Annotated in this window: 6 protein-coding genes; 4 read left to right on the top strand and 2 right to left on the bottom strand. The window is 71.3% G+C overall.

Features of this window, described 5'->3' with window-relative positions; translation table 11 throughout:
• Positions 1-385 precede the first annotated feature (385 nt).
• From AB0958_RS43475 to AB0958_RS43465, 3 genes are all read left to right on the top strand, one after another.
• Positions 386-613 carry a DUF2945 domain-containing protein gene (locus tag AB0958_RS43475; RefSeq protein WP_366896015.1) on the top strand — a complete coding sequence of 76 codons (228 nt, stop codon included), beginning with the start codon at positions 386-388 and terminating at the stop codon, positions 611-613.
• Positions 614-861: 248 nt separating this feature from the next.
• Positions 862-5,061: a beta-galactosidase gene (locus AB0958_RS43470; RefSeq protein WP_366896014.1), complete on the top strand. Its 4,200-nt coding sequence runs from the start codon at positions 862-864 to the stop codon at positions 5,059-5,061.
• Positions 5,062-5,195: 134 nt separating this feature from the next.
• A complete protein-coding gene (locus AB0958_RS43465; RefSeq protein ID WP_366896013.1) occupies positions 5,196-5,975 on the top strand; it encodes an SDR family oxidoreductase in 780 nt (259 codons plus the stop codon).
• Between the two features lie 20 nt (positions 5,976-5,995).
• Here the strand turns inward: AB0958_RS43465 and AB0958_RS43460 are convergent, their stop codons facing one another.
• Positions 5,996-6,484: an MSMEG_6728 family protein gene (locus tag AB0958_RS43460; RefSeq protein WP_366896012.1), complete on the bottom strand. Its 489-nt coding sequence runs from the start codon at positions 6,482-6,484 to the stop codon at positions 5,996-5,998.
• Between the two features lie 167 nt (positions 6,485-6,651).
• Entirely contained in the window at positions 6,652-7,314 is a 663-nt protein-coding gene (locus AB0958_RS43455; protein WP_366896011.1) for a Tat pathway signal sequence domain protein, read from the bottom strand.
• A gap of 270 nt (positions 7,315-7,584) precedes the next feature.
• On the opposite strand from AB0958_RS43455, the gene AB0958_RS43450 reads away from it, so the two are divergent.
• Entirely contained in the window at positions 7,585-8,328 is a 744-nt protein-coding gene (locus tag AB0958_RS43450; protein WP_366896010.1) for a helix-turn-helix domain-containing protein, read from the top strand.
• Positions 8,329-8,456: the final 128 nt, after the last annotated feature.

Genomic DNA, 8,456 nt, shown 5'->3' with positions numbered 1-8,456 from the left:
GCTGTGTCAGGGGCGTCGTCGTGCGTGCGACGGGGCGTCCCCGCAGCGGTGCGGCCGGGCGTGGCGGGACGGCTGGTCGACAAGTCGGTGAGCATGCGGAATCGCTCCTGAACGGTCTTTCCAGACGTCCGGAACTGGTTTCCGGACGTGTCCTGAAGGGTGGGTCAGGGTGCCGCAGCGGAGAGATGGACGGGCCCCGGAGGATGCCGGCAGCCCGGGTGGTCACCCGCTGGGCCTGCGCCTCCGGTCCGAAGCACGAAACTCCGGCTGCCCCTGACTTCGAGCGGTAAACCCCGGCTCTTCGCGCCGTCGCCGCGGCTGCGCCCCGGGCGCGGTGCCCGCACCCTGGAAACAGGGGGACGGCCGACCCGGAAGGAGCTTCGGTATGGCGAAGGGACGGGGCGAGAGCGAGAGCCTGAAGAAGGGCGACAAGGTGGCGTGGAAGAGTCACGGCGGCCAGGCCGAGGGCGAGGTGGAGAAGAAGATCACCAAGCGCAGCCGGGCCGCGGGCCGCACGGTGGACGCGGCACCGGACGATCCCCAGTACCAGGTGCGCAGCGCCAAGTCCGGCCGCTCCGCGGTGCACAAACCATCCGCGCTGAAGAAGAAGTGAGCCCGGGCTCCCGCCGTGGCCGGCGGCCCGCCGGTGAGCGCGCCGGGCCGTCGGCCGCCGAGGTCCGCACGTGTCGGGTCGGACTCGTCGATCCCCGTGGGCCGCTTCTCGGCCACGGGTGAGCCGACTTGGCCTCCACCGCCCCGACTGTGTTCTCCCGCCCCATTGTGTTGAGCCTTGTGGCCCTTTACTGTTCGGCTTTGCCTGAGTCTGTTCGATGATGAGTGCTCAGGCGGATGGAGGCCGCAGTGCGGGGTAGTCGGAGCCGTTCCGAGGACGCGAGACCCGGTCGACGTCGGTGGTGGAGGGCGGTCCTCGCGACGACCGCGACCATCGCCCTGGCCGTGGGCATGACCGGACCAGCCGCCGCGCTGGACGCGGGCAGCCACGTGGGCAGCCGCGCGGGCGGGCCATCACCCACCGGGGCGCCTGCCGCAGGGCCGCGGGCGCACACGGTGACGCTCGACGGCTACTCGTTCCTCGTCGACGGCAGGCGCACCTACCTGTGGTCCGGCGAGTTCCACTACTTCCGGCTGCCGAGCCCGGACCTGTGGCGCGACATCTTCCAGAAGATGAAGGCCGCCGGGTTCAACTCCACCTCGCTGTACTTCGACTGGGGTTACCACTCGCCCAAGCCGGGCGTGTACGACTTCAGCGGGGTACGGGACGTCGACAGGCTGCTCGACATGGCCCAGGAGGCCGGCCTCTACGTCATCGCGCGCCCCGCGCCGTACATCAACGCGGAGGTCGACAGCGGCGGCCTGCCCGGCTGGCTGACCACCAAGGCCGGCGCCAACCGCAGCGACGACCCCAGGTTCCTGAAGTACGCGGACGAATGGCTGACGCAGATCGACCGCATCATCGCCCGCCACCAACTCACCAACGGCACCGGCTCGGTCATCGCCTACCAGGTCGAGAACGAGTACTACAACGGCTCGGCCGCCGGCCGCTCCTACATGCAGCACCTGGAGGACAAGGCCCGCGCCGACGGCATCACGGTCCCGCTGACCGGCAACAACAACGGCACCTTCAACTCCGGTTCCGGCGCCCTGGACGTCGACGGCCCCGACTCCTACCCACAGGGATTCGACTGTTCGAACCCCACGAAGTGGAACGGCGTCCCCGACATCAGTTACGACCACCCCGCCGGAAAGCCGCTGTACTCACCGGAGTTCCAGGGCGGCGCCTTCGACCCCTGGGGCGGACCGGGCTACGACAAGTGCGCCCAGCTGATCAACGACCAGTTCGCCAACGTGTTCTACAAGCAGAACATAGCCGTCGGCGCCACCGCGCAGAGCTTCTACATGACCTACGGCGGCACCAACTGGGGCTGGCTGGGCATGCCGGAGAACTACACGTCGTACGACTACGGGGCGGCGATCCGCGAGACCCGGCAGCTCGATCCGAAGTACTACGAGGACAAGCTGATCGGGTACTTCACCCAGTCCGTCGCCCCGCTGACCAAGACCGAGGCGATCAGGGCCACGCCCCCGGACGACTCCGCCGTCGTCGACACCGCCCGGATGAACCCCGACACGAAGACGCAGTTCCACGTCCTGCGGCACGGCAACTCCACGTCCACCGCGGTCGACAGGACCCACATCTCGCTGGACTTCAACGCCCAGCCGTCCGCGGACACCACCTACACCTGGGACGACCCGGACTCCGCGCTCCAGTACACCGGTTCGTGGTCGCACGTGGCCGACCAGAGCTACACCGGCGGCGACTACAAGCACACCGAGTCGTTCTCGGACAAGGCCGGTGACTCGGTCACCGTCCCCTTCGACGGCACCGCGATCCGCTGGATCGGCTCGAAGACGAACAACCACGGCTACGCCGACGTCTACCTCGACGGTACGAAGCAGGCGACGGTCGACGACTTCGGCGGCGAGAACCAGGCGGTGCTCTTCCAGAAGACCGGCCTGGCCCCGGGGGCGCACACCCTGAAGATCGTCGTCACCGGCACCCACAGCGCGGCCTCCACGGACAACTACGTGGCCATCGACGCCATCGACGTGCCGACGGGCGCCGCCGCCGCGGAGCCGACCTATCCGGTCGTCCCGCAGCAGCCCGGCACCGCGATCACCCTCGACGGGCGCGACTCCCACGTGATCGTCGCCGACTACCGGCTCGGCGACTCGCAGCTGCAGTACTCGACCTCGGAGATCATGACCAGCGCCACCATCGGCGACCGGGACGTCGCCGTGCTCTACGGCGACCCGGGCAGCGACGGCGAGACGGTCCTGCGCTACTCCGCCAAGCCCACCGTGGTCACCAGCGGCGGCAGCGCCGACATCACCTGGGACCCCGCCACCGGCGACCTGCGGCTGAACTACACGCACAAGGGCCTGATCCGCATCGGCATCAGCGGCGGCGGACAGCGCCCGCTGCTGCTCCTCGTCGGCGACAAGGCGACGGCGAAGACCTTCTGGCGACAGGACACGACGACCGGCCCGGTCCTCGTACGCGGCACGCACCTGCTGCGGACGGCGACCAGCCGGGACGGCGGCCGCACCGTGGCGCTCACCGGCGACAACGCCGACGACAAGAACATCGAGGTGTTCAGCTCCGCGGCCCGGGTCACCTGGAACGGCCGGACGGTGCCCACCCGCACCACCGGCACCGGAAGCCTGACCGGGGAGATCGCGACCGCGGCCCCGGTGCGGCTGCCGGCGTTGACGAACTGGAAGCACGCCGAGGAATCCCCCGAAGCGGCCCCCGGCTTCGACGACTCCAGCTGGCAGGTGGCCGACAGGACGACCACCAACAGTGTCTCCGGCGTCAACGCCCTGCCGGTGCTCTACGCCGACGACTACGGCTTCCACACCGGTAACACCTGGTACCGGGGCCGGTTCCGCGCCACCGGCAAGGAGACCGGCATCCACCTGGTCTCGGACTCCGGCGGCGACGCCCAGGCGTTCTCCGCCTGGCTCAACGGCACCTTCCTGGGCAGCTCCACCACGGGCAGCGCCGACTTCGCCTTCCCGGCCGGCTCGGTCAAGTCCACAGGCGACAACGTCCTCTCCGTGCTCACCGTGAACATGGGACACGAGGAGGACTACAACTCCACCAACGGCAACAAGACGGCCCGCGGCCTGACCAGCGCCTCCCTCGTCGGCGCCCCGCTGACCTCCGTCACCTGGCGCCTTCAGGGCGTACGCGGCGGCGAGGACGTCCAGGACACCGTGCGGGGCCCGCTCTCGACGGGCGGTCTGTACGGCGAGCGGGCCGGCTGGTCCCTGCCGGGCTACCCGGACGGCAAGTGGAACAAGGTGACGCTGCCCACGACCGACACCCGCCCGGGTGTCTCCTGGTACCGCACCGACGTCCACCTCGACCTGCCACGCGGTCAGGACACCTCCGTCGGCCTGACGTTCACCGACGACGCCGCACGCAAGTACCGTGCCACGATCTTCGTCAACGGCTGGCAGCTCGGCAACTACGTCAACTACCTCGGCCCGCAGCACACGTTCCCGGTCCCCAACGGAATCCTGAACCCGAACGGCCACAACAGCATCGCCATCGCCGTCTGGAACCTGGACGGCACCACCGGCGGGCTCGGCCAGGTCTCGCTCACCGACTACGGCAGCTACACCTCCTCCCTGCGCGTCGCCCAGAACGACAGCCCCCGCTACGACAGCCGCACGTACGCGATGCCGAAGCGTCCCGGCGCCGACGTCACCCTGGAGGTGCCCGACACCGCGCAGCCGGCGCAGTCCTTCACCGCCCGGACGACCGTGCGGGTGCCCAAGGACGGATCGGCCGCCACCCGGCTGACGGCCTCGCTCTCCGCCCCCGACGGCTGGAGCGTCGGCGCCACCGGCCCCACGTCGGCCGAGCGCGTACGACCGGGTGCGTCGGCCACCTTCACCTGGAACGTCCGGCCCCCGGCCGGCACGCTGTCGTCCGCCTCCGCCCTCACCGCCACCGTGCACTACCAGCAGCACGGACGGCAGGCCACCGGGACCGACGAGCGCATCGTCGGCGGGATCCCACCTGCGCCCCCCGCCGGGAAGAGCGCGGTCAGCGACCTGCCGTTCCTGTCCGCCACCAACGGGTGGGGGCCGGTGGAGCGGGACAGCAGCGTCGGCGAGCAGGCGGCCGGGGACGGCCGGCCGATCAGCATCGCCGGCGTGGGCCACGCCAAGGGCCTGGGCACCAACTCGGTCAGCGACGTCCAGCTCTACCTCGCCGGAACGTGCTCCCGCCTGACGGCGGACGTCGGGGTCGACGACGAGACGGGCGGCGCGGGGACGGTGACGTTCTCCGTCATCGCCGACGGCAAGACCCTGGTGACCACGCCGACGATCCGGGGCAAGCAGGCAGCGGTGCCGATCGACGTCGACGTCAGCGGCGCCCAGGTGGTCGACCTCAGGGTCGGCGACGCCGGTGACGGCAACGGCAACGACCACGGAGACTGGGGAACGCCGACACTGACCTGCGGATAGGGCCGAGGTCCGGGACGGCCCGCGGGCCGTCCCGGACCTGCACCACGCCGTCCACCCGCCCTCGTACGGCGCTTCCCGGCCGGAGGCCGGAGGCTGGAGGGACCGGGGGGATGGCGAGTGGTGAGGAGCGGACCATGACAGAGGATCTGCGGTACAGGACGGCCGTCGTCACCGGCGCCAGCAAGGGCATCGGTCTCGCCGTGGCCGAGGCGCTGGTGGCCGCGGGAGCCGACGTGGTCGCGGCGGCGCGGACCATGTCACCGGGGCTCGACGTCCTGGTGAAAGGGGGCGGAGCCCGCTGGGTCCAGCTGGACCTGACCGAGCCGGACAGCGCGCACCACCTGGTGGCCGCGGCAGGGCAGCACATAGACGTGCTGGTCAACAACGTGGGCTCGGCCCCCGCCCGGCCCGGCGGCTTCCTCAGCGTGACCGACGCCCAATGGCGGCGGACCATGGACCTCAACCTGTTCGCGGCGATCGCGGTCACCCGGGCCGTACTGCCCCTCATGCTGGAGACCGGCCGCGGATCCATCGTGAACATCGGCTCGGTCAACGCCGAACTGCCCGATCCGACGGTGGTCGACTACAGCGCGGCCAAGGCCGCCCTGGTCAACTTCTCCAAGGCCCTGTCGAAGGAGTTCGGACCCCGGGGCGTGCGGGTGAACAGCGTGAGCCCCGGGCCGGTCGAGACGGAGCTGTGGCTCGGCGGTGGGGGAGTGGCCGACACCGTCTCGGCCGCGGTGGGTCTGACGGCGCGGGACGTCATGGCGCAGGCCGCGGCCGCCACCGTCAGCGGACGCTTCTCCCGCCCCGCGGAGGTCGCCGACCTGGTCGTGTACCTGGCCGGTGACCGGGCCGCCAACATCATCGGCAGCGATCTGCGGATCGACGGGGGGTTCGTCCCCACGTGCTGAGCCGGGGGGCCTGCCCGATGTCACGCTCCGGTCGGCGTGTCCCGTGGCCCGCGGTCCGACGCGGGCCACACGTACGGCAGGTCGTCGTCCACCCCGGGGAACAGGCCGGCGTACACCTCCCGGTCCTTGCGGACGAGCGCCGAGCGGTGGCTCTCGTGGAACGCCTCGTCGCCGAGCCAGGGCGGCAGCTCCCCGGCGGCCGCCAGTTCCGCCTGGTCGCGCACCTGAGCGCCCGGACGGCACGCGGCGAGCCCGGCGACCAGGGAGGCGGCGCAGCTGTCCTGGTGCCCCCGCTCCCGCCAGACCCGGCAGATCTCCAGGCCGTACCGCACGAGCGCCTCCTCGTACCCGGTCCACATCCGTACGGCCGGGTGCCGGCGCCATCCGTAGCCGGGGACGGTCAGGCCGCGCAGGACCTGGAGCGCCTCGACACGCTGCTTGCCCAGTCGGCGCCGGTCCAGGAGCTGCGCGGTGCGCCGGAAGTCGGGGTCGGGGAGGAACGTCTGCATCGGTTCACCGTCCCGATCGTGGTTTCGCCCACCTTCCCGCCGTGTTCCCCCGGCTCACGGAGTCGAACGGCGCGGGCGAGGCCGTCGGGCTACCGCCCCGCGGGCACGGACCGTGGCGGTCCGTGCCCGCCGCGTTCCCCGGAGTGAGGGGGATCGCCGTCGGGAGGTCAGTTGGTGAAGACGGCGGGGGAGCCGCTGACGCTGCTGTCGACGACCGGCGCGTAGGCGGCCGAGAAGTACCCGTTGGCCGCGCACAGGGACGAGCCGGACGTCTTGGTGAACGCCTGGTTGGTGAAGGTCAGGCTGTGGGCGGCGTTGGAGCTCACCGCGGCCAGCCCGGACGCCCGGTACACGCAGTTGACGGTGCCCAGCAGGGTGGACAGGACCACCGTGGTCTGGATGGTGCTGCCCGAGGCCGGGGTCACCGTCACGGCCCCGCCCGAGGCCGCGGACGTGGTGTACGGCAGGTTGTTGACCGTGACGCTCTGCACGCCGGTGACGCCGAGGACGTTGCTGGTGCAGCCGCTGAAGGTCTGGGAGGTCGCGGACTCGGTCGCGGTGCCCGGGGCGGCGGGGTTCGACGTCACCTTGGCGGACAGCGACGAGCCGGTGCACGTGATGCCGGTCGAACCACCGCTGGTGGTGGCGAGGGAGGCCTTGGTGCCACTGGCCAGGGAGGAGGTGAGCACGTCGCCCACGGAGACCGCGTTGCCGCCGGCGCTGCCGTAGGTGAGCACGGAGCCGGCCGCCGATACCGAGGCGGCGGGCAGCAGGGCCAGAGCGGACAGGGCAGCGGTGACGGTTAAGGCGGAGACGCCGAATCTGCGCATGCGGAAGTCCTCTTTCGGGCGTGCGGGTGTGACGAGGAAAGGGGCGGCCGTCCCGGGCACGGGAAGGGACGGCGACCCGGGCATGGCTGTCCCGGGTGGCGGGACTGCCGGACCGGTGCACTTGTTGGCGCTGTGCGGGTGCGTGACACTGGCGGCCCCAGCGGGTCGTCCGCCGCAGGTCCGCACCAGAAGAAAACCTGTGAAGGTTGTAAACCTGACGAGTATTCAACGTCAAGGCACATCACGCGGGTTCGTGAGAAAGGGCATGGAATGGCAGCAGGTTCGCCGGTGCCGCCACCGCTGGTGCTGCCCGGTACCCGGAAGGGGCGCGACCCGGAGCGCTCGCTGCGGCGCGGTCCCCGCCGTACGTCACCCGAGGCCGTCGTCGCCAACCAGCGGGACCGGCTGCTGGACGGGTTCGTCCGCACCGTCGCCCAGGTCGGATACGCCCGCACCCGGGTCAGCGACATCTGCCAGGCGGCCGGCGTGACCAGACCGGTCTTCTACGAGATCTTCAAGGGGAAGGAGGACGCCTTCCTCGCCGCCCACCACCACGGCACCTCGCAGGTCTTCGCCGCCATGGAGCAGGCCCGCGCGCAGGCGCCCGACTGGCCCGGGCAGGTGCGCGCCGGGCTGGGCGCGCTCCTCGTGATCCTCGCCGAGGCGCCGGCGTTCGCGGCCATGGCGATCGTGGAGATCGACGCCGTCGGCCCCGCCGGGCGGGAGGCCCGCGAGCACCTGCTGACCCGCTTCCGTGACTACTTCACCGACCTGCCCGATCTGGAGCTTCCGGTTGCGAAGGAGGAACTGGTGGACACGGTGGTCGGTGGCGTGCACTCCGCGATCTACCGACGGATAGCCGCCGGCCGCACCGCCGAGCTGCCCGCCCTGCTGCCGGGCCTGGCCTTCTCGGTACTCGCCCCGTTCCTGGGCCCGGAGCACGCCGCCGCCTGCCTGTCCGACCCGCCCCCCGCCACGGGCCCCCTCCCGGCCTGCCTGACCCCGGAGCCCTGAAGCCTGGTACGCGTGCGGGTCACACGGAGGTGCGGCCGAGACGGTGCCCCGCTCGGCCGCACGATTCCGCTCAGTTGTTGAAGACCGGGACGTTGGTGACCGTGCCCCCGCCGTTGCCGTTGTTGAAG

The organism is Streptomyces sp. NPDC006655, assembly GCF_040703965.1.
Classification (GTDB): Bacteria; Actinomycetota; Actinomycetes; order Streptomycetales; family Streptomycetaceae; genus Streptomyces.
The sequence above is the reverse complement of the archived record's forward strand: the minus strand, read 5'-3'. Positions and strand labels throughout refer to the sequence as shown.

Coding starts and splice junctions, on each gene's coding strand:
- AB0958_RS43455 (WP_366896011.1), bottom strand. CDS start 7,314: ATGCGCAGATTCGGCGTCTCCGCCTTAACCGTCACCGCTGCCCTGTCC.
- AB0958_RS43465 (WP_366896013.1), top strand. CDS start 5,196: ATGACAGAGGATCTGCGGTACAGGACGGCCGTCGTCACCGGCGCCAGC.
- AB0958_RS43450 (WP_366896010.1), top strand. CDS start 7,585: ATGGCAGCAGGTTCGCCGGTGCCGCCACCGCTGGTGCTGCCCGGTACC.
- AB0958_RS43460 (WP_366896012.1), bottom strand. CDS start 6,484: ATGCAGACGTTCCTCCCCGACCCCGACTTCCGGCGCACCGCGCAGCTC.
- AB0958_RS43475 (WP_366896015.1), top strand. CDS start 386: ATGGCGAAGGGACGGGGCGAGAGCGAGAGCCTGAAGAAGGGCGACAAG.